Annotated in this window: 44 protein-coding genes and 1 pseudogene; 39 read left to right on the forward strand and 6 right to left on the reverse strand. The window is 49.0% G+C overall.

All coding sequences use genetic code 11. The annotated features are described in order from the left end of the window. The 33 genes and pseudogenes from HEP82_RS18765 to HEP82_RS18925 form a co-directional block, all read left to right on the forward strand. Positions 1–114: EF-Tu C-terminal domain-related protein (locus HEP82_RS18765; protein ID WP_225622558.1), on the forward strand; the 114-nt coding region annotated here is incomplete at its 5' end. A gap of 124 nt (positions 115–238) precedes the next feature. Further along, a complete protein-coding gene (gene bfd, locus HEP82_RS18770; protein WP_012764038.1) occupies positions 239–433 on the forward strand; it encodes a bacterioferritin-associated ferredoxin in 195 nt (64 codons plus the stop codon). 74 nt (positions 434–507) lie between these two features. After that, entirely contained in the window at positions 508–981 is a 474-nt protein-coding gene (bfr, locus tag HEP82_RS18775; RefSeq protein ID WP_192459461.1) for a bacterioferritin, read from the forward strand. A 299-nt stretch (positions 982–1280) separates the two neighbouring features. Next, positions 1281–1592 (forward strand): 30S ribosomal protein S10, encoded by a 312-nt coding sequence (gene rpsJ / locus HEP82_RS18780; RefSeq protein WP_001181005.1) that lies wholly within the window; start codon positions 1281–1283, stop codon positions 1590–1592. A gap of 32 nt (positions 1593–1624) precedes the next feature. Further along, entirely contained in the window at positions 1625–2254 is a 630-nt protein-coding gene (rplC, locus tag HEP82_RS18785) for a 50S ribosomal protein L3 (RefSeq protein ID WP_012764040.1), read from the forward strand. A gap of 10 nt (positions 2255–2264) precedes the next feature. Further along, positions 2265–2870, forward strand: a complete 606-nt coding sequence (gene rplD, locus HEP82_RS18790; RefSeq protein ID WP_012764041.1) for a 50S ribosomal protein L4 — start codon at positions 2265–2267, stop codon at positions 2868–2870. Then, on the forward strand, positions 2867–3169 hold the full coding sequence (gene rplW, locus HEP82_RS18795; protein ID WP_192459462.1) for a 50S ribosomal protein L23: 303 nt from the start codon (positions 2867–2869) through the stop codon (positions 3167–3169). The genes rplD and rplW overlap by 4 nt, the downstream gene beginning before the upstream one ends. Before the next feature lie 17 nt (positions 3170–3186). Further along, a complete protein-coding gene (gene rplB / locus HEP82_RS18800) occupies positions 3187–4008 on the forward strand; it encodes a 50S ribosomal protein L2 (RefSeq protein WP_192459463.1) in 822 nt (273 codons plus the stop codon). Between the two features lie 16 nt (positions 4009–4024). Next, a complete protein-coding gene (gene rpsS, locus HEP82_RS18805; RefSeq protein WP_012764044.1) occupies positions 4025–4303 on the forward strand; it encodes a 30S ribosomal protein S19 in 279 nt (92 codons plus the stop codon). 14 nt (positions 4304–4317) lie between these two features. Further along, entirely contained in the window at positions 4318–4650 is a 333-nt protein-coding gene (rplV, locus tag HEP82_RS18810; protein WP_012764045.1) for a 50S ribosomal protein L22, read from the forward strand. A gap of 17 nt (positions 4651–4667) precedes the next feature. Then, complete coding sequence (gene rpsC / locus HEP82_RS18815) at positions 4668–5369, forward strand: 30S ribosomal protein S3 (protein ID WP_012764046.1); 702 nt, start codon at positions 4668–4670, stop codon at positions 5367–5369. A 12-nt stretch (positions 5370–5381) separates the two neighbouring features. Continuing rightward, the gene (rplP, locus tag HEP82_RS18820; protein ID WP_012764047.1) at positions 5382–5792 is read left to right on the forward strand and encodes a 50S ribosomal protein L16; all 411 of its coding nucleotides are present in this window, start codon (positions 5382–5384) and stop codon (positions 5790–5792) included. Continuing rightward, positions 5792–5983: a 50S ribosomal protein L29 gene (rpmC, locus tag HEP82_RS18825; RefSeq protein ID WP_012764048.1), complete on the forward strand. Its 192-nt coding sequence runs from the start codon at positions 5792–5794 to the stop codon at positions 5981–5983. Before rplP ends, rpmC begins: the two co-directional genes overlap by 1 nt. Beyond that, a complete protein-coding gene (gene rpsQ / locus HEP82_RS18830) occupies positions 5983–6237 on the forward strand; it encodes a 30S ribosomal protein S17 (protein ID WP_012764049.1) in 255 nt (84 codons plus the stop codon). The genes rpmC and rpsQ overlap by 1 nt, the downstream gene beginning before the upstream one ends. 169 nt (positions 6238–6406) lie before the next feature. After that, complete coding sequence (gene rplN / locus HEP82_RS18835) at positions 6407–6778, forward strand: 50S ribosomal protein L14 (protein ID WP_004388611.1); 372 nt, start codon at positions 6407–6409, stop codon at positions 6776–6778. Positions 6779–6788: 10 nt separating this feature from the next. Beyond that, on the forward strand, positions 6789–7103 hold the full coding sequence (rplX, locus tag HEP82_RS18840) for a 50S ribosomal protein L24 (protein WP_000729185.1): 315 nt from the start codon (positions 6789–6791) through the stop codon (positions 7101–7103). A 14-nt stretch (positions 7104–7117) separates the two neighbouring features. Continuing rightward, the gene (gene rplE / locus HEP82_RS18845; protein ID WP_192459464.1) at positions 7118–7657 is read left to right on the forward strand and encodes a 50S ribosomal protein L5; all 540 of its coding nucleotides are present in this window, start codon (positions 7118–7120) and stop codon (positions 7655–7657) included. Positions 7658–7669: 12 nt separating this feature from the next. Further along, positions 7670–7975: a 30S ribosomal protein S14 gene (rpsN, locus tag HEP82_RS18850; protein ID WP_012764051.1), complete on the forward strand. Its 306-nt coding sequence runs from the start codon at positions 7670–7672 to the stop codon at positions 7973–7975. A 33-nt stretch (positions 7976–8008) separates the two neighbouring features. Next, positions 8009–8401: a 30S ribosomal protein S8 gene (rpsH, locus tag HEP82_RS18855; protein ID WP_192459465.1), complete on the forward strand. Its 393-nt coding sequence runs from the start codon at positions 8009–8011 to the stop codon at positions 8399–8401. 13 nt (positions 8402–8414) lie between these two features. Next, positions 8415–8948, forward strand: coding sequence for a 50S ribosomal protein L6 (gene rplF, locus HEP82_RS18860; protein ID WP_192459466.1), 534 nt, complete (start codon positions 8415–8417; stop codon positions 8946–8948). A gap of 9 nt (positions 8949–8957) precedes the next feature. Continuing rightward, the gene (gene rplR / locus HEP82_RS18865) at positions 8958–9311 is read left to right on the forward strand and encodes a 50S ribosomal protein L18 (RefSeq protein WP_012764054.1); all 354 of its coding nucleotides are present in this window, start codon (positions 8958–8960) and stop codon (positions 9309–9311) included. A gap of 14 nt (positions 9312–9325) precedes the next feature. Then, a complete protein-coding gene (gene rpsE, locus HEP82_RS18870) occupies positions 9326–9826 on the forward strand; it encodes a 30S ribosomal protein S5 (RefSeq protein WP_012764055.1) in 501 nt (166 codons plus the stop codon). Positions 9827–9832: 6 nt separating this feature from the next. Beyond that, entirely contained in the window at positions 9833–10012 is a 180-nt protein-coding gene (gene rpmD / locus HEP82_RS18875) for a 50S ribosomal protein L30 (RefSeq protein ID WP_012764056.1), read from the forward strand. Between the two features lie 3 nt (positions 10013–10015). After that, positions 10016–10450, forward strand: coding sequence for a 50S ribosomal protein L15 (rplO, locus tag HEP82_RS18880; RefSeq protein WP_192459467.1), 435 nt, complete (start codon positions 10016–10018; stop codon positions 10448–10450). A gap of 7 nt (positions 10451–10457) precedes the next feature. After that, positions 10458–11789 carry a preprotein translocase subunit SecY gene (secY, locus tag HEP82_RS18885; protein WP_012764058.1) on the forward strand — a complete coding sequence of 444 codons (1332 nt, stop codon included), beginning with the start codon at positions 10458–10460 and terminating at the stop codon, positions 11787–11789. Positions 11790–11823: 34 nt separating this feature from the next. Then, positions 11824–11940 (forward strand): 50S ribosomal protein L36, encoded by a 117-nt coding sequence (gene rpmJ / locus HEP82_RS18890; protein WP_012764059.1) that lies wholly within the window; start codon positions 11824–11826, stop codon positions 11938–11940. A gap of 146 nt (positions 11941–12086) precedes the next feature. Beyond that, complete coding sequence (gene rpsM, locus HEP82_RS18895; RefSeq protein ID WP_192459468.1) at positions 12087–12443, forward strand: 30S ribosomal protein S13; 357 nt, start codon at positions 12087–12089, stop codon at positions 12441–12443. Positions 12444–12459: 16 nt separating this feature from the next. Next, positions 12460–12849 carry a 30S ribosomal protein S11 gene (gene rpsK, locus HEP82_RS18900; protein ID WP_002919257.1) on the forward strand — a complete coding sequence of 130 codons (390 nt, stop codon included), beginning with the start codon at positions 12460–12462 and terminating at the stop codon, positions 12847–12849. 30 nt (positions 12850–12879) lie between these two features. After that, a complete protein-coding gene (gene rpsD, locus HEP82_RS18905) occupies positions 12880–13500 on the forward strand; it encodes a 30S ribosomal protein S4 (protein ID WP_192459469.1) in 621 nt (206 codons plus the stop codon). A gap of 25 nt (positions 13501–13525) precedes the next feature. After that, positions 13526–14515: a DNA-directed RNA polymerase subunit alpha gene (locus HEP82_RS18910; RefSeq protein ID WP_012764062.1), complete on the forward strand. Its 990-nt coding sequence runs from the start codon at positions 13526–13528 to the stop codon at positions 14513–14515. A 40-nt stretch (positions 14516–14555) separates the two neighbouring features. Further along, the gene (rplQ, locus tag HEP82_RS18915; RefSeq protein ID WP_012764063.1) at positions 14556–14948 is read left to right on the forward strand and encodes a 50S ribosomal protein L17; all 393 of its coding nucleotides are present in this window, start codon (positions 14556–14558) and stop codon (positions 14946–14948) included. 125 nt (positions 14949–15073) lie between these two features. Further along, complete coding sequence (locus tag HEP82_RS18920; protein WP_192459470.1) at positions 15074–15466, forward strand: DnaJ family domain-containing protein; 393 nt, start codon at positions 15074–15076, stop codon at positions 15464–15466. Between the two features lie 46 nt (positions 15467–15512). Next, positions 15513–15760: pseudogene (locus tag HEP82_RS18925) on the forward strand (alternative ribosome-rescue factor A). Here the strand turns inward: HEP82_RS18925 and mscL are convergent. The 5 genes from mscL to def form a co-directional block, all read right to left on the reverse strand. Next, on the reverse strand, positions 15720–16127 hold the full coding sequence (gene mscL, locus HEP82_RS18930; protein WP_192459472.1) for a large-conductance mechanosensitive channel protein MscL: 408 nt from the start codon (positions 16125–16127) through the stop codon (positions 15720–15722). The pseudogene HEP82_RS18925 and the gene mscL sit on opposite strands and share 41 nt — an antisense overlap. A gap of 90 nt (positions 16128–16217) precedes the next feature. Beyond that, positions 16218–17594, reverse strand: coding sequence for a Trk system potassium transporter TrkA (trkA, locus tag HEP82_RS18935; protein WP_192459473.1), 1377 nt, complete (start codon positions 17592–17594; stop codon positions 16218–16220). A 48-nt stretch (positions 17595–17642) separates the two neighbouring features. Next, the gene (gene rsmB / locus HEP82_RS18940) at positions 17643–18938 is read right to left on the reverse strand and encodes a 16S rRNA (cytosine(967)-C(5))-methyltransferase RsmB (protein ID WP_192459474.1); all 1296 of its coding nucleotides are present in this window, start codon (positions 18936–18938) and stop codon (positions 17643–17645) included. Positions 18939–18998: 60 nt separating this feature from the next. Further along, positions 18999–19940 (reverse strand): methionyl-tRNA formyltransferase, encoded by a 942-nt coding sequence (fmt, locus tag HEP82_RS18945; protein ID WP_192459475.1) that lies wholly within the window; start codon positions 19938–19940, stop codon positions 18999–19001. Between the two features lie 29 nt (positions 19941–19969). Then, positions 19970–20482, reverse strand: coding sequence for a peptide deformylase (def, locus tag HEP82_RS18950; RefSeq protein ID WP_012764070.1), 513 nt, complete (start codon positions 20480–20482; stop codon positions 19970–19972). 111 nt (positions 20483–20593) lie between these two features. Between def and dprA the strand changes: the two genes are divergently transcribed. The 6 genes from dprA to HEP82_RS18980 are packed head-to-tail and all read left to right on the forward strand — an operon-like array spanning position 20594 to position 24413. Beyond that, positions 20594–21727, forward strand: coding sequence for a DNA-protecting protein DprA (dprA, locus tag HEP82_RS18955; protein WP_192459476.1), 1134 nt, complete (start codon positions 20594–20596; stop codon positions 21725–21727). Then, entirely contained in the window at positions 21699–22169 is a 471-nt protein-coding gene (locus tag HEP82_RS18960; RefSeq protein ID WP_192459477.1) for a DUF494 family protein, read from the forward strand. Before dprA ends, HEP82_RS18960 begins: the two co-directional genes overlap by 29 nt. Positions 22170–22189: 20 nt before the next feature. Further along, entirely contained in the window at positions 22190–22747 is a 558-nt protein-coding gene (locus tag HEP82_RS18965; protein ID WP_192459478.1) for a DNA topoisomerase family protein, read from the forward strand. Then, positions 22740–23309 (forward strand): L-threonylcarbamoyladenylate synthase type 1 TsaC, encoded by a 570-nt coding sequence (gene tsaC / locus HEP82_RS18970; RefSeq protein WP_192459479.1) that lies wholly within the window; start codon positions 22740–22742, stop codon positions 23307–23309. The genes HEP82_RS18965 and tsaC overlap by 8 nt, the downstream gene beginning before the upstream one ends. A gap of 22 nt (positions 23310–23331) precedes the next feature. After that, positions 23332–24159 (forward strand): shikimate dehydrogenase, encoded by an 828-nt coding sequence (aroE, locus tag HEP82_RS18975; RefSeq protein ID WP_192459482.1) that lies wholly within the window; start codon positions 23332–23334, stop codon positions 24157–24159. Next, positions 24156–24413, forward strand: a complete 258-nt coding sequence (locus HEP82_RS18980; RefSeq protein ID WP_192459480.1) for a DUF1488 family protein — start codon at positions 24156–24158, stop codon at positions 24411–24413. Before aroE ends, HEP82_RS18980 begins: the two co-directional genes overlap by 4 nt. On the opposite strand, the gene HEP82_RS18985 is transcribed toward HEP82_RS18980, so the two are convergent. Further along, positions 24407–24943 (reverse strand): gamma carbonic anhydrase family protein, encoded by a 537-nt coding sequence (locus HEP82_RS18985; RefSeq protein WP_192459481.1) that lies wholly within the window; start codon positions 24941–24943, stop codon positions 24407–24409. The two genes, HEP82_RS18980 and HEP82_RS18985, sit on opposite strands and share 7 nt — an antisense overlap. Between the last annotated feature and the right edge of the window lie 298 nt (positions 24944–25241).

Genomic DNA, 25241 nt, shown 5'->3' on the forward strand with positions numbered 1-25241 from the left:
AAGATGACAGTCAACCTGATCGCACCGATCGCGATGGATGACGGTCTGCGTTTCGCTATCCGCGAAGGCGGCCGTACAGTAGGCGCTGGCGTGGTTGCTAAAGTTATCGCTTAATTGCCGATAGCCGAATAAAAAGGGTACTTCGGTACCCTTTTTTGTTGCTCGAGAGAAAAATTGAAATAAAAACCATTCTTATTTAAAATGCGGGCTAGTTGATTAAAAAATGAGTTATCCGCATATGTATGTTTGTCTGTGCAACGCTGTATCTGACAAAGTCATCCGGCAAATCGCACGCCAGTACCACCCTCAGTCTTTAAAGCAATTAAAATTGTTTGTTCCTATCGGGAGCGAATGCGGTAAATGCATTCGTCAAGCCAGACTTATTCTGGAAGAAGAAACAGCAAAAAATGCGAAACTGAATAAGGTCGCATGAGTGCCGAGGACATCTTTTTGACTCTGCGTTGGCCGCTTCTACACTTTTTAATACTGAAGCGGAGGAGCAACGTCATGAAAGGTGATAAGAATGTCATTACACATCTGAACAAACTGTTGGGCAATGAGTTGGTGGCCATCAACCAGTATTTCCTTCATGCCCGCATGTTTAAAAACTGGGGATTCAAACGTCTTAACGATCGCGAGTATCACGAGTCGATTGACGAAATGAAACATGCCGATCGTTACATTGAGCGGATTTTGTTTCTTGAAGGGATTCCTAATCTGCAAGATCTTGGCAAGCTTAATATTGGTGAAGATGTTGAGGAGATGCTGCGTTCTGATTTGGTTTTAGAATTAGAAGGTGCCCAAGATTTGCGTGATGGAATAGTCTATGCGGACTCAGTACGCGATTATGTCAGTCGAGATCTGATGATCGCGGTGCTTGCGGATGAAGAAGAACATATTGACTGGTTGGAAACCGAGCTGGAATTGATTGCACGTTTAGGGATCCAAAATTATCTGCAGACACAATTGAAAGACGAGTAATAGCCGTTACTGATCGGTACACCTCTGATTGTTCCTCTGGTTCTGATGTATACAGCCTGAGCGGAGGAACTCTTATTGACATATTCCGGTTGCTTCCTGACCAAATTTACGTATAATGCGCGGGCTCGTCTGAAATGGCGGGCCTGATTCTACTTGAATCAGATGGCCAACCAATAGGGTTCGGTCGCACAATACTTCCGATATGGAAGTTATGTACAGAACGATTACACTCCCCCATCAATCGTAATGGGTGCGAGGAGTAATTATTTTCGTCTATAAATAATTGGAGCTCTGGTCTCATGCAGAACCAAAGAATCCGTATCCGCCTGAAAGCGTTTGATCATCGTCTGATCGATCAATCAACCGCGGAAATCGTCGAGACTGCCAAGCGCACTGGTGCGCAGGTCCGTGGTCCGATCCCGCTGCCGACCCGCAAAGAGCGCTTTACCGTTCTGATCTCCCCGCACGTTAACAAAGACGCGCGCGATCAGTACGAGATTCGCACTCACAAGCGTCTGGTTGACATCGTTGAGCCAACCGAGAAAACCGTTGATGCTCTGATGCGTCTGGATCTGGCTGCCGGTGTAGACGTGCAGATCAGCCTGGGTTAATCAGGTCATTGAGCGATTGAGAGGTTGAAACAATGATTGGTTTAGTCGGTAAAAAAGTGGGCATGACCCGCATCTTCACTGAAGATGGCGTTTCTATCCCCGTAACCGTAATCGAAATTGAAGCAAACCGTGTGACTCAGGTTAAAACCCTGGAGAACGACGGATACCGCGCTGTCCAGGTAACTACCGGTGCCAAAAAAGCTAACCGCGTAAACAAGCCGGAAGCAGGTCATTTTGCCAAGGCTGGTGTTGAGGCTGGTCGTACCCTGCGTGAATTCCGTCTGGCTGAAGGCGAAGATTTTGCTGTAGGTCAGAACATCAGCGTTGAAATTTTCGCTGACGTCAAGAAAGTTGATGTTACCGGGACTTCAAAAGGTAAAGGTTTTGCCGGTACCGTTAAGCGCTGGAACTTCCGTACTCAGGACGCTACCCACGGTAACTCCTTGTCTCACCGTGTTCCGGGTTCTATCGGTCAGAACCAGACTCCGGGCAAAGTGTTTAAAGGTAAGAAGATGGCAGGCCAGCTGGGTAATGAGCGCGTAACCGTTCAGAGCCTGGACGTAGTACGTGTTGACGCTGAGCGCAACCTGCTGCTGGTTAAAGGTGCGGTCCCGGGTGCAACCGGTAGCGACCTGATCGTTAAACCGGCTGTGAAGGCGTGAGGAGATAGCAATGGAATTAGTATTGAAAGACGCGCAAAGCGCGCTGACTGTTTCCGAAACTACCTTCGGTCGTGACTTCAACGAAGCGCTGGTTCACCAGGTTGTTGTTGCTTATGCAGCAGGTGCCCGTCAAGGTACTCGCGCTCAGAAGACCCGTGCTGAAGTAACTGGTTCCGGTAAAAAACCGTGGCGTCAGAAAGGCACCGGCCGTGCGCGTTCTGGTTCTATCAAGAGCCCGATCTGGCGTTCCGGTGGTGTGACCTTTGCTGCCAAGCCTCAGGATCATAGCCAGAAAGTAAACAAGAAGATGTACCGTGGCGCGCTGAAAAGCATTCTGTCCGAGCTGGTACGTCAGGATCGTCTGATCGTTGTCGAGAAGTTCTCTGTTGAAGCACCGAAAACCAAGTTGCTGGCACAGAAGCTGAAAGAACTGGCGCTGGATGACGTGCTGATCATCACCGGTGAACTGGATGAGAACCTGTTCCTGGCCGCGCGTAACCTGTACAAGGTTGATGTGCGTGACGTAGCAGGCATCGATCCGGTTAGCCTGATCGCCTTCGACAAAGTGGTTATGACTGCTGATGCTGTTAAGCAAGTTGAGGAGATGCTGGCATGATTCGTGAAGAACGTTTGCTGAAAGTTTTGCGCGCGCCGCACGTTTCTGAAAAAGCGTCTACTGCGATGGAAAAAAACAACACCATCGTGCTCAAAGTTGCCAAAGACGCGACTAAAGCAGAAATCAAAGCAGCTGTACAGAAACTGTTTGAAGTCGAAGTTAATGACGTTCGCACCCTGATTGTTAAAGGGAAAGTAAAACGTCATGGACAGCGTATCGGTCGTCGTAGCGACTGGAAAAAAGCTTACGTCACCCTGAAAGAAGGCCAGAATCTGGACTTCGTCGGCGGCGCAGAGTAAGTCGGAGGAGTAATACAATGGCAGTTGTTAAGTGTAAACCGACATCTCCGGGTCGTCGCCACGTTGTTAAAGTGGTTAACCCTGAGCTGCACAAGGGCAAACCTTTTGCTCCGTTGCTGGAAAAAAACAGCAAAACCGGTGGTCGTAACAACAATGGTCGCATCACTACTCGTCACATTGGTGGTGGACATAAGCAGCAGTACCGTATTGTTGACTTCAAACGCAACAAAGACGGTATTCCGGCTGTAGTAGAGCGTCTGGAATACGATCCGAACCGTTCTGCGAACATCGCACTGGTTCTGTACAAAGATGGTGAACGTCGTTACATCCTGGCGCCGAAAGGCCTGAAAGCTGGCGATCAGATTCAGTCCGGCGTTGATGCAGCGATCAAGCCCGGCAACACCCTGCCGATGCGCAATATTCCGGTTGGTTCTACTGTTCATAACGTGGAAATGAAACCGGGTAAAGGCGGTCAGTTGGCTCGTTCTGCTGGTGCTTATGTGCAGATCGTCGCTCGTGAAGGTTCTTACGTTACCCTGCGTCTGCGTTCTGGCGAAATGCGTAAAGTCGAGGCTGATTGCCGCGCGACTTTGGGCGAAGTTGGTAATGCCGAGCACATGCTGCGCGTTCTGGGTAAAGCAGGTGCTGCACGCTGGCGTGGTATTCGTCCGACCGTTCGTGGTACGGCAATGAACCCGGTTGACCACCCGCACGGTGGTGGTGAAGGTCGTAACTTTGGTAAGCACCCGGTTACTCCGTGGGGCGTTCAGACCAAAGGTAAGAAGACCCGCAGCAACAAGCGTACTGATAAATTCATCGTACGTCGCCGTACTAAATAATTTTAGAGGATAAACCATGCCACGTTCTCTCAAGAAAGGTCCATTTATTGACCTGCACTTGCTGAAGAAGGTAGAGAAAGCGGTGGAAAGCGGTGACAAGAAGCCCCTGCGCACCTGGTCCCGTCGCTCAACGATCTTTCCAAACATGATCGGTTTGACCATCGCTGTCCATAATGGTCGTCAGCACGTTCCGGTATTCATCTCTGATGAGATGGTCGGTCACAAGCTGGGCGAATTCGCGCCGACTCGTACTTACCGCGGCCACGCGGCTGATAAAAAAGCCAAGAAGAAATAAGGTAGGAGGAAGAGATGGAAACTATCGCTAAACATCGCCATGCTCGTTCTTCTGCTCAGAAGGTTCGCCTGGTGGCTGACCTGATTCGCGGTAAGAAAGTGTCGCAAGCTCTGGATATTCTGACCTATACCAACAAGAAAGCTGCTGGTCTGGTCAAAAAAGTACTGGAGTCTGCCATTGCTAACGCAGAGCACAACGATGGCGCTGACATTGACGATCTGAAAGTTGCGAAAATCTTCGTAGACGAAGGCCCGAGCATGAAACGCATTATGCCGCGTGCTAAAGGTCGTGCGGATCGCATCCTGAAGCGTACCAGCCACATCACTGTGGTTGTGTCCGATCGCTGAGACTCTGGAGACTAGCAATGGGTCAGAAAGTACATCCTAATGGTATTCGCCTGGGTATTGTCAAAACTTGGAACTCTACCTGGTACGCAAATACCAAAGAATTCGCTGACAACCTGGACAGCGATTTTAAAGTTCGTCAATACCTGAACAAGGAACTGGAGAAAGCCTCCGTTTCCCGTATCGTTATCGAGCGCCCGGCCAAAAGCATTCGTGTAACCATTCACACTGCTCGCCCAGGTATCGTTATCGGTAAAAAAGGTGAAGACGTTGAAAAACTGCGTAAAGGCGTAGCTGATATCGCTGGTGTTCCAGCGCAGATCAACATCGCTGAAGTACGTAAGCCAGAACTGGACGCCAAATTGGTTGCTGACAGTATCTCTTCTCAGCTGGAACGTCGTGTAATGTTCCGTCGTGCGATGAAGCGTGCTGTACAAAATGCCATGCGTCTGGGCGCTAAGGGTATCAAAGTTGAAGTTAGTGGCCGTCTGGGCGGCGCGGAAATCGCTCGTACCGAATGGTATCGCGAAGGTCGTGTTCCGTTGCACACCCTGCGCGCTGACATTGACTACAACACCTCCGAAGCGCACACCACTTATGGTGTTATCGGTGTGAAAGTGTGGATCTTCAAAGGTGAGATCCTGGGTGGTATGGCTGCTGTTGAACAACCGGAAAAACCGGCTGCTCAACCGAAAAAGCAGCAGCGTAAAGGCCGCAAGTAAGGAGAGTCGCTGATGTTACAACCAAAGCGTACAAAATTCCGTAAGATTCACAAAGGCCGCAACCGTGGTCTGGCTGCCGGTACGGATGTGAGCTTCGGTACTTTCGGTCTGAAAGCTGTTGGCCGTGGTCGTCTGACCGCGCGTCAAATCGAAGCTGCTCGTCGTGCCATGACTCGTGCTGTGAAGCGTCAGGGTAAGATCTGGATCCGTGTTTTCCCGGACAAACCGATCACTGAAAAACCGCTCGAAGTGCGTATGGGTAAAGGTAAAGGTAACGTGGAATACTGGGTTGCCTTGATTCAGCCAGGTAAAGTCCTGTACGAAATGGACGGTGTGCCGGAAGAGTTAGCCCGCGAGGCGTTCGAACTGGCAGCAGCGAAACTGCCGATCAAAACCACCTTTGTAACTAAGACGGTGATGTAATGAAAGCAAAAGAGCTGCGTGAAAAGAGTGTTGAAGAGCTGAATACCGAGCTGCTCGGTTTGCTGCGTGAGCAGTTTAACCTGCGCATGCAGGCTGCCAGCGGCCAGCTGCAACAAACTCACCTGTTGAAACAAGTGCGTCGTAACGTTGCACGTGTTAAGACTTTACTGACTGAGAAGGCGGGTGCGTAATGACCGATAAAATCCGTACTCTGCAAGGTCGTGTTGTGAGTGACAAAATGCAGAAGTCTGCTGTTGTCGCCATTGAACGTTTCGTGAAACACCCGATCTACGGTAAATTCATCAAACGTACGACTAAACTGCACGTACATGACGAGAACAACGAATGTGGTATCGGTGACGTGGTGGAAATCCGCGAATGCCGCCCGATCTCCAAGACCAAGTCTTGGACGTTGGTTCGCGTTGTAGAGAAAGCGATTCTGTAATACAGTAAGCGCGCTCGAAATAAAGTAAACGGCTCATTTATTGGGCCGTTTATTTTTTCTACCCATATCTAGGAAGCGGTGTTATAATGCTGCGCCCTCAATTATGGGGTTTTTTAACGACCTGATTTTAGGTCTCACAAGTAGTAGTTGACATTAGCGGAGCACTAACATGATCCAAGAACAGACTATGCTGAACGTGGCCGACAACTCCGGTGCACGTCGCGTAATGTGTATCAAGGTTCTGGGTGGCTCGCACCGTCGCTACGCAGGCGTCGGCGACATCATCAAAATTACCATCAAGGAAGCAATTCCTCGCGGTAAAGTAAAAAAAGGTGATGTGCTGAAGGCGGTAGTGGTGCGCACCAAGAAGGGTGTTCGTCGCCCTGACGGTTCTGTCGTTCGCTTCGATGGCAATGCTTGTGTCCTGTTGAATAACAACAGCGAACAGCCCATCGGTACGCGTATTTTTGGGCCGGTAACTCGTGAACTGCGTTCTGAGAAGTTCATGAAAATTATCTCTCTGGCACCAGAAGTACTCTAAGGAGCGAACCATGGCAGCGAAAATCCGTCGTGATGACGAAGTTATCGTGCTGACCGGCAAAGATAAAGGTAAGCGCGGTAAGGTAAAAAATGTCCTGTCTTCCGGCAAGGTCATTGTTGAAGGTATTAACCTGGTTAAGAAACATCAGAAGCCGGTTCCGGCGCTGAATCAGCCAGGTGGCATCGTTGAAAAAGAAGCTGCAATTCAGGTTTCTAACGTTGCAATCTTCAATGCGGCAACCGGTAAGGCTGACCGTGTAGGCTTTAGATTCGAAGACGGTAAAAAAGTCCGCTTCTTCAAGTCTAACAGCGAAACTATCAAGTAATTTGGAGTAGTACGATGGCGAAACTGCATGATTACTACAAAGACGAAGTAGTTAGCAAACTGATGTCTCAGTTTAACTACCATTCTGTCATGCAAGTCCCTCGGGTCGAGAAGATCACCCTGAACATGGGTGTTGGTGAAGCGATCGCTGACAAGAAACTGCTGGATAACGCAGCAGCTGATCTGGCAGCAATCTCCGGTCAAAAACCGTTGATCACCAAAGCACGCAAATCTGTTGCAGGCTTCAAAATCCGTCAGGGCTATCCGATCGGCTGTAAAGTAACTCTGCGTGGCGAGCGCATGTGGGAGTTTCTTGAGCGCCTGATCTCCATTGCTGTTCCACGTATTCGTGACTTCCGCGGTTTGTCTGCTAAGTCTTTCGATGGTCGTGGTAACTACAGCATGGGTGTCCGTGAGCAGATCATCTTCCCGGAAATCGACTATGACAAAGTCGATCGCGTTCGTGGTTTGGACATTACCATTACCACTACTGCGAAAACCGATGATGAAGGCCGTGCTCTGCTGGCTGCCTTTAACTTCCCGTTCCGCAAGTAAGGTGGGTTACTAATGGCTAAGCAATCCATGAAAGCACGCGAAGTTAAGCGCGTGAAACTGGCTAACAAATTCTTCGCTAAACGCGCTGAACTGAAAGCTATCATTTCTGACGTAAATGCTTCTGACGAAGAACGTTGGGATGCTGTTCTGAAGCTGCAGACTCTGCCGCGTGATTCCAGCCCGTCCCGTCAGCGTAACCGCTGCCGCCAGACTGGTCGTCCGCACGCTTTCCTGCGGAAGTTCGGGTTGAGCCGTATTAAGGTCCGTGAAGCCGCTATGCGCGGTGAAATTCCGGGTCTGAAAAAGGCTAGCTGGTAATTGTCACCAATTGAATCACGGGAGTAAAGACAGATGAGCATGCAAGATCCGATCGCGGATATGCTGACCCGTATCCGTAACGGTCAGGCCGCGAACAAAGTTGCGGTCACCATGCCTTCCTCCAAGCTGAAAGTGGCAATTGCCAACGTGCTGAAGGAAGAAGGTTATATTGAAGATTATAAAATCGAAGGCGACGCCAAGCCGGAACTGGAAGTGACTTTGAAATACTTTCAGGGTAAGGCGGTGGTAGAAAGCATTCAGCGTGTAAGCCGCCCTGGTCTGCGCATCTATAAACGTAAAGATGAGCTGCCGAAAGTTATGGCCGGTTTGGGTATCGCGGTTGTTTCTACCTCCAAAGGTGTTATGACCGATCGTGCAGCTCGCCAGGCAGGTCTTGGTGGCGAGATTATCTGCTACGTAGCTTAATCGGGAGGAAAGAATGTCTCGTGTTGCAAAAGCACCCGTCGTCATTCCTGCCGGCGTAGAGGTAAAACTCAACGGTCAGGTTATTTCGATTAAGGGTAAAAACGGTGAACTGACCCGTCAGGTTCATGAAGCCGTAGAGGTTAAACAAGCTGATAACGTGCTGACTTTTGCTCCGCGCGAAGGCTTTGCTAACGGCTGGGCCCAAGCGGGTACCACTCGTGCGCTGCTGAACAGCATGGTTGTCGGTGTTACCGAAGGCTTCACCAGAAAGCTGCTGCTGGTAGGTGTTGGTTATCGTGCTGCCGTTAAAGGTAATGTCGTGAATTTGGCTCTGGGTTTTTCCCATCCTATCGATCACGAACTGCCTGCAGGCATTACTGCTGAATGTCCGTCTCAAACTGAAATCGTACTGAAAGGTGCTGATAAGCAGTTGATCGGTCAGGTAGCTGCTGATCTGCGCGCTTACCGTCGTCCTGAACCTTACAAAGGTAAAGGTGTCCGTTACGCCGACGAAGTCGTGCGTATCAAAGAGGCTAAGAAGAAGTAAGGTAACACTATGGATAAGAAATCAGCTCGTATCCGTCGTGCGACCCGCGCACGTCGCAAGCTCCAGGAACTGGGCGCGACGCGTCTGGTGGTACATCGTACCCCGCGCCATATATATGCGCAGGTTATCGCACCGAACGGTTCTGAAGTCCTGGTAGCCGCCTCTACTGTAGAAAAAGCTATCTCTGAACAACTGAAGTACACCGGTAACAAAGACGCTGCAGCTGCTGTCGGTAAGGCTGTTGCCGAGCGTGCTCTGGAAAAAGGCATCAAAGAAGTGGCCTTTGACCGTTCCGGGTTCCAATATCATGGTCGTGTCCAGGCACTGGCAGATGCTGCCCGTGAAGCTGGCCTTCAGTTCTAAGGTAGAGGTGTAAGATGGCTCACATCGAGAAACAAGCTGGCGAACTGCAGGAAAAGCTGATCGCGGTTAATCGCGTATCTAAAACCGTTAAAGGTGGTCGTATTTTCAGTTTTACCGCATTGACAGTAGTTGGTGATGGTAACGGCCGCGTAGGTTTTGGTTACGGTAAAGCGCGTGAAGTTCCGGCAGCGATCCAGAAAGCGATGGAAAAAGCCCGTCGCAATATGATTAACGTCGCGCTGAATAGCGGCACTCTGCAGCATCCGGTTAAAGGTGCGCATACAGGGTCTCGCGTGTTCATGCAGCCGGCTTCCGAAGGTACCGGTATCATCGCCGGTGGTGCAATGCGCGCTGTTCTGGAAGTCGCAGGGGTTCATAACGTTCTGGCTAAAGCCTATGGTTCTACTAACCCGATCAACGTGGTTCGTGCAACTATTGATGGCTTGGCAAACATGAAGTCCCCGGAAATGGTCGCTGCCAAGCGTGGTAAATCCGTTGAAGAAATTCTGGGGTAATTAACCATGGCAAAGACTATTAAAATTACTCAAACCCGTAGTGCAATCGGTCGTCTGCCTAAACACAAGGCAACGCTGCTTGGCCTGGGTCTGCGTCGTATTGGTCATACCGTTGAGCGTGAGGACACTCCTGCTATCCGTGGTATGGTCAACGCGGTTTCCTATATGGTTAAAGTGGAGGAGTAACAGATGCGTTTGAATACTCTGTCTCCGGCCGAAGGTGCTAAACACGCGCCGAAGCGTTTAGGTCGTGGTATCGGTTCCGGCCTTGGTAAGACTGGTGGTCGTGGCGTCAAGGGTCAGAAATCTCGTTCTGGCGGTGGTGTACGTCGTGGCTTTGAAGGCGGTCAAATGCCTTTGTACCGTCGTCTGCCCAAGTTCGGTTTTACTTCTCGTAAAGCTATGATCACGGCAGAAGTCCGTCTGTCTGATCTGGCTTACGTAGAAGGCGATGTTGTTGATCTGAGTACGCTGAAAGCTGCTAACGTCATTGGCGTTCAGATTGAATTCGCGAAAGTGATTCTGTCTGGTGAGGTTGCTCGTCCGGTAACGATTCGTGGTCTGCGTGTCACTAAAGGTGCACGTGCTGCTATCGAAGCTGCAGGCGGTAAAATTGAGGAATAAGTAGCAGATGGCTAAACAACCAGGATTAGATTTTCAAAGTGCTAAAGGCGGAGTTGGCGAGCTGAAGCGCAGACTATTGTTTGTAATCGGTGCGCTGATTGTTTTCCGTATTGGCTCTTTTATTCCCATTCCTGGTATTGATGCCACTGTGCTTGCCAAATTGCTTGAGCAACAGCGTGGCACCATCATTGAAATGTTCAACATGTTCTCTGGTGGTGCCCTTAGTCGAGCTTCGATCTTTGCTCTAGGGATTATGCCGTATATTTCGGCATCAATCATTATCCAGTTGCTGACAGTTGTGCATCCTGCGCTGGCGGAGATAAAGAAAGAAGGGGAGGCTGGGCGGCGTAAGATCAGTCAATACACCCGTTATGGAACATTAGTATTGGCTGTCTTCCAGTCGATTGGTATTGCGACTGGTTTGCCGAATATGCCAGGGATGCAAGGCCTGGTGATTAATCCAGGTTTTGCATTCTACTTTACGGCTGTTGTGAGTCTGGTCACAGGAACGATGTTCCTGATGTGGCTCGGCGAGCAAATTACTGAAAGAGGTATCGGTAATGGTATCTCGATCATAATTTTTGCGGGTATTGTTGCGGGATTGCCGCCGGCCATTGGCCATACCATCGAGCAAGCGCGGCAAGGCGATTTGCACTTCCTCCTGTTGCTGTTGGTTGCAGTTTTGGTATTCGCGGTAACTTTCTTTGTTGTATTCATGGAGCGTGGTCAGCGTCGTATCGTCGTTAATTACGCTAAACGTCAACAAGGCCGCCGCGTTTATGCAGCGCAGAGTACGCATTTACCACTGAAAGTAAATATGGCCGGGGTTATTCCAGCTATTTTTGCATCCAGTATTATTCTGTTCCCGGCAACAATTGCATCATGGTTCGGGGGCGGTACGGGTTGGAACTGGTTGACAACAATTTCTTTGTATTTGCAACCGGGACAGCCGCTTTATGTGCTACTCTATGCATCTGCAATCATCTTCTTCTGTTTCTTCTATACCGCGTTGGTTTTTAATCCGCGTGAAACAGCAGATAACCTGAAGAAGTCCGGTGCATTCGTGCCAGGAATTCGTCCGGGAGAACAAACGGCGAAGTATATCGATAAAGTAATGACTCGCCTGACACTTGTTGGTGCGATGTATATTACTTTTATTTGCCTTATCCCGGAGTTCATGCGTGACGCAATGAAAGTACCTTTCTATTTTGGCGGTACGTCTTTATTGATCGTTGTTGTTGTGATCATGGACTTTATGGCTCAAGTGCAAACTCTTTTGATGTCTAGTCAGTATGAGTCTGCCTTGAAGAAGGCTAACCTGAAAGGCTATAACCGCTAATCAGCGTGTGCCAGAGAAGTTACGGAGAGTAAAAATGAAAGTTCGTGCTTCCGTCAAGAAATTATGTCGTAACTGTAAGATCATCAAGCGTAACGGTATCGTTCGCGTCATCTGCAGCGCCGAGCCGAAGCATAAACAGCGTCAAGGCTGATTATCTCGCATATTTTTCTTGCAAAGTTGGGTTGAGCTGGCTAGATTAGCCAGCCAATCTTTTGTATGTCTGTGCGTTTCCATTTGAGTATCCTGAAAACGGGCTTTTCAGCATGGAGCGCGCATATTAAATCATAGGAGTGCATAGTGGCCCGTATAGCAGGCATTAACATTCCTGATCAGAAACATGCCGTGATCGCGTTAACCTCGATCTATGGTGTCGGCAAAACTCGTTCCAAAGCCATTTGCGCTGCGGCGGGTATCGCTGAAGATGTTAAGATCAGTGAGCTGTCTGAAGAGCAAATCGACACGTTGCGTGAAGAAGTTGCCAAATTCGTCGTCGAAGGTGATCTGCGCCGTGAAATCAGCATGAGCATCAAGCGTTTGATGGACCTTGGTTGCTATCGCGGTTTGCGTCATCGTCGTGGTCTGCCGGTTCGCGGTCAGCGTACCAAGACTAACGCCCGTACCCGTAAGGGTCCGCGCAAACCGATCAAGAAATAATCGGGGTGATTGAATAATGGCAAAGGCACCTATTCGTGCACGTAAGCGTGTAAGAAAGCAAGTCTCTGACGGTGTGGCTCATATCCATGCTTCTTTTAACAACACCATCGTTACCATCACCGATCGTCAGGGTAACGCTCTGGGTTGGGCAACAGCCGGTGGTTCCGGTTTCCGTGGTTCTCGTAAATCTACTCCGTTTGCTGCTCAAGTTGCAGCAGAGCGCTGTGCTGAAGCAGTGAAAGAGTACGGTATCAAGAATCTGGAGGTTATGGTTAAAGGACCTGGTCCGGGCCGTGAGTCTACTATCCGCGCTCTGAACGCGGCTGGTTTTCGCATCACTAATATTACTGATGTGACTCCGATCCCTCATAACGGTTGTCGTCCGCCGAAAAAGCGTCGCGTATAACGCCGCTTTTAGGTCTGTTGGAGAAAGAAAATGGCAAGATATTTGGGTCCTAAGCTCAAGCTGAGCCGTCGTGAGGGCACCGACCTGTTCCTAAAGTCTGGTGTTCGTGCGATCGATTCCAAGTGTAAAATTGAACAAGCTCCTGGTCAGCATGGTGCGCGTAAGCCGCGTTTATCTGACTATGGTGTACAGTTGCGTGAGAAGCAGAAAGTTCGCCGTATCTACGGTGTTCTGGAGCGCCAGTTCCGTAACTATTATAAAGAAGCTGCTCGTCTGAAAGGCAATACGGGTGCGAACCTGTTGCAGTTGCTGGAAGGTCGTCTAGACAACGTAGTTTATCGTATGGGGTTCGGTGCTACTCGTGCTGAAGCACGCCAGCTAGTGGGCCACAAGGCAGTCATGGTAAACGGTCGCGTTGTTAATATCGCTTCTTATCAGGTCTCTCCGAATGATGTCGTCAGCATCCGCGAGAAGGCGAAAAAGCAGTCTCGTGTTAAAGCTGCTTTGGAGCTGGCTGAACAGCGCGAAAAGCCGACTTGGCTGGAAGTTGATGCTGCTAAGATGGAAGGTGTGTTCAAACGTATTCCTGAACGTGCTGATCTGTCTGCGGACATTAATGAACACCTGATCGTCGAGCTTTACTCCAAGTAAAGCTTAGTACCAAAGAGAGGACACAATGCAGGGTTCTGTGACAGAGTTTCTAAAACCGCGCCTGGTAGATATCGAGCAAATCAGTTCGACGCACGCCAAGGTGACCCTTGAGCCATTAGAGCGGGGCTTCGGCCATACTCTTGGTAATGCACTGCGCCGTATTCTGCTTTCATCCATGCCAGGTTGCGCGGTGACCGAGGTTGAGATTGATGGTGTACTGCACGAGTACAGCACCAAAGAAGGCGTACAGGAAGATATCCTGGAAATCTTGCTCAACCTGAAAGGGCTGGCGGTGAGAGTTCAAGGCAAAGATGAAGTTATTCTTACCCTGAATAAATCTGGCATTGGCCCTGTGACTGCAGCCGATATTACCCATGACGGTGATGTCGAAATCGTCAAGCCGCAACATGTAATTTGCCATCTGACCGATGAGAATGCATCTATCAATATGCGTATCAAGGTTCAGCGTGGTCGTGGTTATGTGCCGGCGTCTGCCCGTATTCATACGGAAGAAGATGAGCGCCCTATTGGTCGTCTGTTAGTTGATGCTTGCTACAGCCCTGTTGAGCGTATCGCTTACAATGTTGAAGCAGCACGTGTCGAACAGCGTACCGATCTGGACAAGCTGGTCATCGAAATGGAAACCAACGGTACAATTGATCCTGAAGAGGCAATTCGCCGTGCGGCTACTATTCTGGCTGAACAACTGGAAGCTTTTGTTGATTTACGTGATGTACGTCAACCAGAAGTGAAAGAAGAGAAACCAGAGTTCGATCCGATCCTGCTGCGCCCTGTTGACGATCTTGAATTGACTGTCCGCTCTGCTAACTGCCTTAAGGCAGAAGCTATCCACTACATCGGTGATCTGGTACAGCGTACCGAGGTTGAGTTGCTGAAAACGCCGAACCTGGGTAAAAAATCTCTTACTGAGATTAAAGACGTACTGGCTTCCCGTGGTTTGTCTCTGGGCATGCGCCTAGAAAACTGGCCGCCGGCAAGTATCGCTGATGAGTAACCAGATCACAGGTTAAGGTTTTACTGAGAAGGATAAGGTCATGCGCCATCGTAAGAGTGGTCGTCAACTGAACCGCAACAGCAGCCATCGCCAAGCTATGTTCCGCAACATGGCTGGTTCTCTGGTTCGTCATGAGATCATCAAGACAACCCTGCCGAAAGCGAAAGAGCTGCGTCGTGTTGTTGAGCCGCTGATTACTCTTGCCAAGACCGACAGCGTTGCTAATCGTCGTCTGGCATTCGCCCGTACTCGTGATAACGAGATCGTGGCTAAACTGTTTAATGAACTGGGCCCGCGTTTCGCGAGCCGTGCCGGTGGTTACACTCGTATTCTGAAGTGTGGTTTCCGTGCAGGCGACAATGCGCCGATGGCATACATCGAGCTTGTTGATCGTGCAGCGTCTCAAACAGAAGAAGCATCTGCGGCAGAGTAATTTGCATCAGAGTGAAAAAGCCGGGGAAACCCGGTTTTTTTACATCTGTAGTACCATTCGTTGAAATCCGGCTATTTGCATCTTTTCCTCCTGAGTCATACCGAATTAATAAGTGGGTAAGATCTATGTTCCCTATAGATGAATGGGCAGAACGGCATATCATTGAAGCTCAGAAAAAGGGTGAATTAGATAACCTTTCTGGCAGTGGGAAACCTCTTTTGCTGGATGATACTAGCTTAGTTCCCGTGGAATTGAGATCGGCTTTTCTCCTGATGAAAAATGCCGGCTATCTTCCCCAAGCTTTACTTGAACGTAAAGAGGCATTGAATCTTGCTAGTTTATTGGAGCAAATAACGCCACAACATTCAGAATATACGCAGTTATCCCGCCAGCTAAGAACCCTAGAGTTGCGACTGCAGCAAGCAGGGATGAGTACAGATTTTCTCAGAGGTAATTATAGACAGACGTTATTTGATAGACTAATGAAGAACCATTGTCATGACGATGAACATGAATAATTCGTGAACATGTGATTATCAATAAATGCGTTTAAGAGGTAGCAATATGTCAAACTATGGTCACAAAAAGGGAACAATAAAGGATAACGCGATAGAAGCCTTGTTACATGACCCTTTATTCAGGCAGCGAGTCGAATTAAATGCTAAAGGCAAAGGTAGCTATCGGAGAAAAGGCAAGCATCGGAACGTACAGAAGGAAAACTGGGAGGCCAGTGGTAAGATTCATTTTTTACCACTGGCCTTTTAGTCGTATTTATTTTGGTTGTTGCTTCAATAAGTCCCTTATTTCTGTGAGCAGTTTCTCTTCCGCACTGGATTTGGGCGGGGTCTCCAGTTTTTCATTCTCGCTGCGGCGCAGCTTATTCATCAATTTGATCGCAATGAAAATAGCGAAAGCAACAATGATGAAATCAAAGACGTTCTGAATGAATGAGCCATAGTTCATGATGACTGCAGGTATATTCCCTTGAGCCTCACGCAACACCCAATGAAATTGTTTGAAATCTATCCCGCCTATCAGCAAGCCTAAGGGAGGCATGATGATATCGGATACCAATGATGAAACAATTTTTCCAAATGCGGCACCGATAATTACCCCAACGGCAAGATCAACAACGTTGCCACGCATAGCAAATTCGCGGAATTCTTTGATAATACTCATCTGATTTCTCCTGATGGCAATAATAATTATTTTAATAGACGATTGAAAAATTGCTATCAATAGGAAAACTTCGGTAAATACCCTATAACGTTAAAGGAAGAATGGGCTGGGCTGGAATAGTCGTTCAACGTCGGATACGTATTTTTTATCGGTCAGGAACATGACGACGTGATCGCCTTGTTCGATCTGCGTATTGCGATTTGCGATAATCACATCTTCGCCGCGAACAATCGCCCCAATAATAGTGCCAGGCGGCAGTTTGATGTCTTCGATCATGCGGCCTACCACTTTAGATGTTCCTTCATCACCATGAGCAATGGCTTCAATAGCTTCAGCGACACCCCTTCTCAGTGATGAGACGTTCACGATATCTGCTTTCCTGACATGGCTGAGTAGTGCCGAAATAGTGGCCTGCTGTGGCGATATGGCAACGTCAATGGCTCCCCCTTGCACTAGATCTACATAAGCACGACGTTGTATGAGCACCATGACTTTTTTGGCCCCCATTCGCTTAGCCAGCATGGCAGACATAATATTCGCTTCGTCGTCATTAGTTATGGCGATGAATACATCGATTTGCTCAATGTGCTCTTGCGCCAATAGTTCCTGATCGGAGGCATCGCCATGGAATACAATAGTATTTTGTAAACGTTCGGCCAGATCTGCAGCGCGTTGTGGATCTCGCTCGATCAGCTTGATGCTGTAATCTTTTTCCAGTTTGAGCGCCAGCCCTGAACCAACATTCCCTCCGCCGACGATCATGATGCGCTTATAGGGTTTTTCAAGACGTTGCATTTCGCTCATTACCGCCCGGATATGCTGTGATGCGGCAACAAAAAAGACCTCATCACCCGCTTCAATCACTGTGGAACCCTGTGGCCGAATCGGTCGATCATGCCTGAAAATTGCTGCGACGCGGGTTTCAATATGCGGCATATGCTCGCGCATAGTTGCAATAGCATTTCCAACTAATGGGCCGCCGTAATAAGCATTAACTGCGGCGATGCTGACTTTTCCCTGGGCAAAATTTACAACTTGCAGAGCACCGGGGTATTCAATGAGTTTATAAATATTATCAATGACTAATTGTTCAGGTGAGATCAGATGATCAACAGGCACTGCTTCAGTTTGAAACAAATGCTCCTCTTCGCGGATATATTCGGCCGAACGTATACGTGCAATACGATTGGGCGTGTTAAAGAGCGAATAGGCAATCTGGCAAGCAATCATATTCGTTTCATCTGAATTGGTTACTGCAATTAGCATGTCCGCATCTTCGGCGCCGGCTTCGCGCAGAATGCGCGGATGAGAGGCATAACCGGTGACGACACGGAGATCGAATTTATCCTGAAGCTGACGCAGACGCGCCGTATTGGTGTCAACGACGGTAATATCGTTATTCTCACCAGATAGATTTTCTGCCAGAGTTCCGCCGACCTGACCAGCACCAAGAATAATTATTTTCATCGTTGTCTCTGCCGTATGGGTTCACCTGCGTCTGACGCAGGTGTTGCATTAATGTTCGATTTTTATCAGTTTTGCGTAGAAGAAACCATCACCATCCTGTGGTGACGGCAACTTCTGAACGCCGGGTTTTTCTGGTGAACCGGTTTCTCTGAGTACAGCATCAGCGTGGCGTTGCAGGAATGAAATAATTTGTTGTTGGTTTTCTTCCGGTAATATGGAGCAGGTTGCATAGACCAAGGTTCCGCCGATTTTCAGGCGAGGCCAGATAGCGTCAAGAATTTCTCGCTGAAGATTTGCCAAGTCGGCGATATCACTGTCTCGACGTAACCATTTGATATCGGGGTGGCGTCGAATTACTCCGGTCGCAGAGCATGGCGCATCAAGCAGGATGCGATCGAACTGGCTGTCGCCGCACCATTCTTCCGGTACTCGTCCATCTCCCTGCCGCACGTCCGCATGCTGGCGTAGACGTTGAAGATTTTCCTTCACTCTGGCAAGACGATGTTCGTCTACGTCAACGGCGAGGACTCGCGCTTTGGGCGCAATTTCCAGGATATGAGTGGTTTTCCCCCCAGGCGCGGCGCAGAGGTCGAGAATATCTTCATTGTCTTGTGGATCAAGCCAATAAGCACAGCCTTGAGCTGATGCATCCTGAACCGTGATCCATCCTTGCTCGAAACCCGGCAGAGAAGTGACTGGGGAGGGAGTGTCCAGCTTGATGGCATCTTGATACTCGGGATGCTTTGATGCCGGGATACCCTGTTCCTGCAAGAGCGCAATATAGCCATCCCGTTCGTTGTGCTGACGATTAACCCTTAGCCACATCGGAGGATGTTGGTTATTTGCGTCGATAATATCCTGCCATGTCTCCGGATAGGCTTTTTTTAATCTGGTCAGCAACCATTCGGGATGAGCATGGAGAGCGGAAGTATTATGCATCTTCTGTACCAGTTCTTCCTGTTGACGTTGAAACTGGCGCAGGACACCGTTGATCAATCCCTTGAGCTGTGGGCGTTTCAGCGCTGTTGCACCTTCCACGGTTTCAGCCAATGCCGCGTGTGGGGGAATACGGGTATATAAGAGTTGATAAAGCCCGACCATCAACAAGTAATGCAGCACTCTCTGTTTGCCTGTCAGCGGTTTCGCCATCAACTGACCGATACACCATTCAAGCTGAGGTAATACGCGCAATACCCCAAAGCAAAGCTCTTGCAGTAAAGCACGATCCTTTTCTGCAATGTCTCGTTGAACGGCCGGAAGTGATTGACTGAGCGATTGCCCGTGATCCAGCACCTGAGCGATGACTGTTGCAGCGATACTGCGAAGATTATATTTGCGTTTCATGAGAATAAGAGTGGTGTGGGTGTATAGAGTGTGCCGATTTTATTATCGGCACAGGCAATATCAGGCTAATACCTTGCCTGATTCAAACCATTCCCGACGGGAATTCAGTAGATCTTGCGCCGGCATTGCTTTCTTTCCTGATGGCTGCAACATCTGCATGTTTAGAACACCGTCAGTGGTTGCAACCTGTATTCCGTGCTTATTCGCATCAATGATGGTTCCGGGATGCTTGTTGTGCTTGATATCAAGTGCTTCAGCTTTCCATACTTTAAGCGGCTGATCATCAACCGTGAAATAGCTCATAGGCCAGGGGTTGAACGCACGTATACAACGTTCTAATTGTGCTGCGGATAGCTGCCAGTCGAGCCGGGCTTCTTCTTTACTGAGTTTCTCCGCATAGGTGGCAAGCGCATTGTTCTGAGGTTCTGGTTTGGTTTGAGCGGAAGCTAACTGCTCCAGAGTGATCAGCAATCCTTGTGGACCCAGCTCAGCCAGTTTGTCGTAGAGTGTTGCGCTGGTATCATCCGACAGGATTGGGCACTCCATCTTGTAAAGCATGTCCCCTGTATCCAGACCGGCATCCATCTGCATTATGGTAATACCGGTCTCTGCATCTCCGGCCCAGAGCGAACGCTGTATCGGTGCGGCGCCACGCCATTTGGGCAACAACGAACCGTGGACATTGATACACCCGAGTCTGGGCATATCCAATACAGTCTGGGGAAGAATCAGGCCATATGCCACTACGACCATGACATCGGCTTGTAGTGCGGCGATGAGCTGTTGATTTTCTTCCGGACGGAGTGACTTGGGCTGAAAAACAGGTATTCCCTTGCATTCTGCCAGCACTTTAACTGGGCTTGACGTCAACTTGTTTCCTCGCCCTGCCGGTCTGTCCGGTTGGGTGAAAACGCCAACAATTTCATGTCGTGATGTGAGCAGCGCGTCAAGATGACGCGCTGCAAAGTCAGGAGTTCCTGCAAAAATAATGCGTAAAGCCACGTGATTTTCCTGCCCGGAGTATATGTTTGTTACTGTATGCGATTATTTTGTCGATCAAGTTTTTCCAGCTTCTGGCGGATACGCTGACGTTTGAGTGGCGACAAGTAATCCACAAACAGTTTGCCGACAAGGTGATCCATTTCATGCTGAATGCAAATAGCCAATAAACCGTCGGTTTCCAGCTCAAAAGGCTTGCCGTCCTTGTCTAGTGCGCGGATTTTAACGCGCTCGGCGCGGGGAACTAGTGCCCGGGTTTCCGGGATAGACAAACATCCTTCCTCGATCCCCGTATCACCGCTTTTTTCAAGCAATTCTGGATTGATCAAAACGAGGCGCTGATCTCGCTCCTCTGACACGTCAATCACGATGATCCGCTGATGAATATTGACCTGTGTCGCGGCCAACCCAATGCCTTCTTCTGCGTACATGGTGTCGAACATATCGTCCACGATGCGCTGAATGTCTGCATTAACTTCTTTTACGGGCTTTGCGGTTATGCGTAGCCGCTCGTCTGGGAAATGTAATACCTGCAAAACTGACATATATGTTGAGATCTGTATCCAAGTGGTGAAAAAGCTCTGATTTCTATTCTAGACATATCCAGTCCTGATTGACAGCATCGGCCTTCATTGGGTGCTTGGGAACGATACAATATGACGGATACGGAAATCTGGTTGCGTGTGGCATCTATAAAGGGATTGAGCGTCCAAAAAGTGGTTAGGCTGGTCAAACGAATAATACGTGAGCGAGATAGTGCCGTTGATTTTTTGCGAGCCAGCGGTTTGGATGAACGCCAGACAGCCCGTTTCATCGCTTTTGATCGTCGCCAGTTAGATGATGTCGAACGCTGGCTGGAAGATTCTCATTGTCATTTTGTGACATACGGTTCAGGAAGTTATCCGCCTTTGTTGGCTTCGATAAATTCTCCCCCTCCTTTTATTTTTGTACGCGGGGATAACTGCACCCTTTCTTCAGCCCAGATGGCAGTTGTCGGCAGTCGCGACAACAGTAACTACGGCGAACAGTGGGGGCGATTTTTTTCCCGAGAATTAGCGGCTAATCGACTTATCATCACCAGTGGACTTGCTGTCGGTATTGACGGAATAGCACATCAGGCGGCGCTGGATGCCGGGGGAAAAACCATTGCCGTTCTCGGCAGCGGGTTGAGGCAAATCTACCCTAAGAGACATGCTGCGTTGGCGGACGCTATTGTAGAAAACGGCGGAGCCATTGTTTCCGAATTCCTGTTAAAAACGCCGCCGATCGCGGCTAATTTCCCCAGAAGAAATAGAATAATCAGTGGACTGAGCCTTGGCGTTCTGGTTATCGAGGCGTCAATGCGCAGTGGTTCGCTGGTAACGGCGCGTTATGCTTTGGAACAAAACCGGGATGTTTTCGCGCTGCCGGGGCCGGTAGGAAATCCGATGACGGAAGGAACGCATTGGTTGATTCAACAAGGCGCCTATTTGGTGACTCATCCGAAAGATATACTGGAGCAGCTTCATAATGGACTCCAATGGTTGTCAGATATTTCAAGCGGGAACGATGAGGAAATTATTTGCTCACCGGAGGCTGAACTAGAATTGCCATTTGCTGACGTGTTGGCTAACGTAGGGGATGAGGTTACACCCGTTGACGTTGTCGCTGAACGTGCCGGCCAACCTGTGCCAGAAGTAGTCAGTAAACTATTGGATCTGGAGTTAGCAGGGTGGATCGCAGCAGTACCCGGCGGCTATGTCCGAATAAGGAGGGCATGCCATGTTCGACGTACTCATGTACTTGTTTGAAACCTACATCCACAACGAAACTGAAATGCGAGTCGATCAGGATACGTTAACTGATGACCTCACCAAGGCTGGCTTTGATCGCGAAGATATTTATAGCGCACTGGAGTGGTTGGAAAAGCTGGCTGATTTGCAGGATGGGCAAGCCCCTTTAAATCTGGCGAGCGATCCGCGTGCGCTACGTATTTATACTGCGGAAGAAGTACAACGATTGGACACAGAATGTCGGGGTTTTTTGCTGTTTCTTGAGCAGATCCAAGTTTTGAATCTGGAAACTCGCGAGATGGTGATTGATCGGGTTATGGCGCTTGAGACGCTGGAGTTTGATCTTGAAGATCTGAAATGGGTTATCCTGATGGTCTTGTTTAATGTGCCTGGTTGCGAGAATGCTTACCAGCAAATGGAAGATCTTTTGTTTGAACCCAATGAAGGCTATTTGCAGTAATCGGCATTATCGGGGCAGTCATGATTAAGACGATGAGTTTTGCTGAGCGACAGCAGGATTGCCCCCAATGCGGCGCCGCCCTCGTTATCAGAAACGGTCCTCGTGGCGCTTTTCTTGGGTGCTCGGCATATCCCGGATGCGACTATATCCGACCGTTAAAGTCCTATGCTGATGGCCATATCGTGAAGGTGCTTGATGGACAGATTTGTCCAAAGTGTGGGGCGACTTTGGTGTTGCGGCAGGGGCGATATGGCATGTTCGTTGGGTGCGGCAATTATCCCGAATGTGATCACACTGAAATAATTGACCGGCCGGATGAAACGACACTGACCTGTCCTCAATGTCGGAAAGGCCGTCTGTTGCAGCGAAAATCAAGGTATGGAAAAACTTTTCATTCCTGTGAACGATACCCGGAGTGTCAATTCACATTGAATTACAGACCTGTGGCTGGAGTATGTGAATACTGCCATTACCCGTTGCTGATAGAAAAAAAGACGGCACAGGGCGTCAAACGTTTCTGTGCCAGTAAATTGTGTGGAAAACCGGTGACGGTCTTAGAAAAGCATCAAGATGAGTGAATTAGTATCAAAACAGTTATCGGAGTTGTTAAAAAAACTTCGTGAAGAGCAGGTTATTGCTTATCCGACAGAAGCGGTATTTGGACTCGGTTGCGATCCTGACAGCGAGGTAGCTGTAAATCGTTTATTGCAGTTGAAACAGCGTCCATGGGAAAAGGGGCTGATCCTGATCGCCGCCGACTTCGCGCAAGTAGAACCTTACCTTGATGTCTCCGCGCTTTCGTACATACAGCAGCAAAGAATGTTCTCAACGTGGCCCGGTCCAGTAACCTGGGTAATTCCAGCAAAAGCACAGACGCCCAAATGGTTAACCGGGCAGTTTTCATCCCTGGCTGTTAGGGTTAGCGATCACCCTTTGGTAAAACAACTTTGTCTGGCGTTTGGGAAACCTTTAGTGTCGACAAGCGCCAATCTAAGTGGTGAAGCGCCGTGTCGCACGGCAGAGGATGTTCTTAGCCAGTTTGGTAAGAACTTCCCAGTGTTGTCGGGAAAAGTGGGAGGAAGGCTGAACCCGTCTGAAATTCGTGATGCTTTGACTGGTGCGCAATTGCGTCGTGGATAAGCGCAAATTCAAGAGGTTACGTGTGTCTGAATATCAATCTTTTGCTGTTTTCGGTAACCCTATTGCGCATAGCAAGTCTCCGCGTATTCATACGTTATTTGCAGAGCAGTCGGGTATTTTATTGAACTATGAACGGTTGCAAGCTCCCGTCGATGAGTTTGAGCTGTACCTCCATGCATATTTTCAATCTGGCGCAGCCGGAGCCAATATTACCGCGCCATTTAAAGAACGTGCCTGCGTCGTGGTAGATTCTCTGAGTCAGCGAGCTGCCGAGGCATGTGCGGTTAATGTCGTAAAAAAAATGGCGGATGGTACATTGTTTGGTGACAATACTGATGGTATCGGTCTGCTGAGTGACTTGCAGCAAAATGGGCTAATACAGCCTGGTGATCGGGTACTGCTGGTGGGGGCTGGTGGTGCCGCGCGTGGGGTGATTCAACCTTTGCTAGCTCATGGCTGTTCTTTGATTGTTACCAACAGAACACTCGATAAAGCAGAAATGCTGGCCAGTCATTTCAGTGAACAAGGAAGCATACGCGCGTTGCCGCAATCATCGCTGGCGAGTGAAATGTTCGATCTGATCATCAATGCAACCTCATCAGGTGTATACGGCAATATCCCCGATCTTCCCCCTTCGTTGATTAATGCTCATGTTCGCTGTTACGACATGTTTTATTTACCGGAGCCGACTCCGTTTTTGCAATGGTGTACACAGCAGGGGGCGGAGAAATGCGTTGATGGGCTAGGGATGCTGGTCTGGCAAGCAGCTCATGCATTTAACTTGTGGCATGGCGTCATGCCACAGACTGAGCCTGTCATTCGGCAACTGAAATTGGAATTTATGTCGTGAATCAGACGATTCATTTTCCCGATCGAGATGAATGGGATGAAGCGTCCGATTCCGTTATTTTTCCTGTGTTGATTAACGGTTTTCAATCGCAGTGTGTTATGTATGCCACTGGGCTAAAGGCACGCTATGGCGGGGAGTCTGCGGAACAGTGGATTGCTTTGTTCCGCGAACACCGCTGGGAAATTGAAGAGTTGTTTGAGCGACAAATTCTAAATGAGCAGGATGATGAGACTGGCCGCTTCGTGGTTTATTGATTCAGGTAGTTATCCTTCCAGAGTACGTAATTGTCTGAAGAATAAATCAGCCCTTCCCGCTCTTCTTCTGTCAGTGGTCGGATTTTTTTAGCGGGACTACCGAGATATAAGTGGCCTTTTTCCAGCGTTTTCCCTTGGGATACCAAACTTCCCGCGCCAATAATGACGTCATCTTCAACGATAACCCCATCCAGTAAAATAGAGCCCATGCCGACAAGCACTCGATTGCCAATAGTGCAGCCATGCAGCATCGCTTTATGACCCACCGTGACGTCTTTACCTATAATAAGCGGGTTCCCATTGGGATTTTTTGCTGAACGATGGGTGACGTGCAAGACGCTTCCATCCTGAATATTGCTACGCTCGCCGATACGGATAAAATTCACATCCCCTCTGATGACTACCAATGGCCAGATACTGACATCGTCCGCCAGTGCAACATCACCAATAATGATACTTGATGAGTCAACCATCACTCGTTCGCCTGTAACCGGTCTTTTTCCCTGAATTGAGCGAAATATGTCAGCCATTTTTAAGCAACTCCATATCAGTACATGTAGAGGCGGATCGTATAAGGATCCGTTTTCCGTTCTGAAAATAGCCTTACCTGCGTAATAACTCAACGGATGGGTGGAAAAATGCGCGAATGGAAGAAAAGATCGAGAAAGTGGTTGTGCTGTCCGTTCGGATCCCTATAATGCGCTTCCACTGAGACGGCAACGGCGGAACGCCAGCGCGGTACAGGACGGAGAAAGCGAAAAAAAGTCGTTGACTCCAAATGAGGAAAGCGTAGTATACGCCACCTCGCGACAGCAGGCTGTAAGCCGG

The sequence above is a fragment of the Musicola keenii genome, assembly GCF_014855505.1.
GTDB lineage: Bacteria > Pseudomonadota > Gammaproteobacteria > Enterobacterales > Enterobacteriaceae > Musicola > Musicola paradisiaca.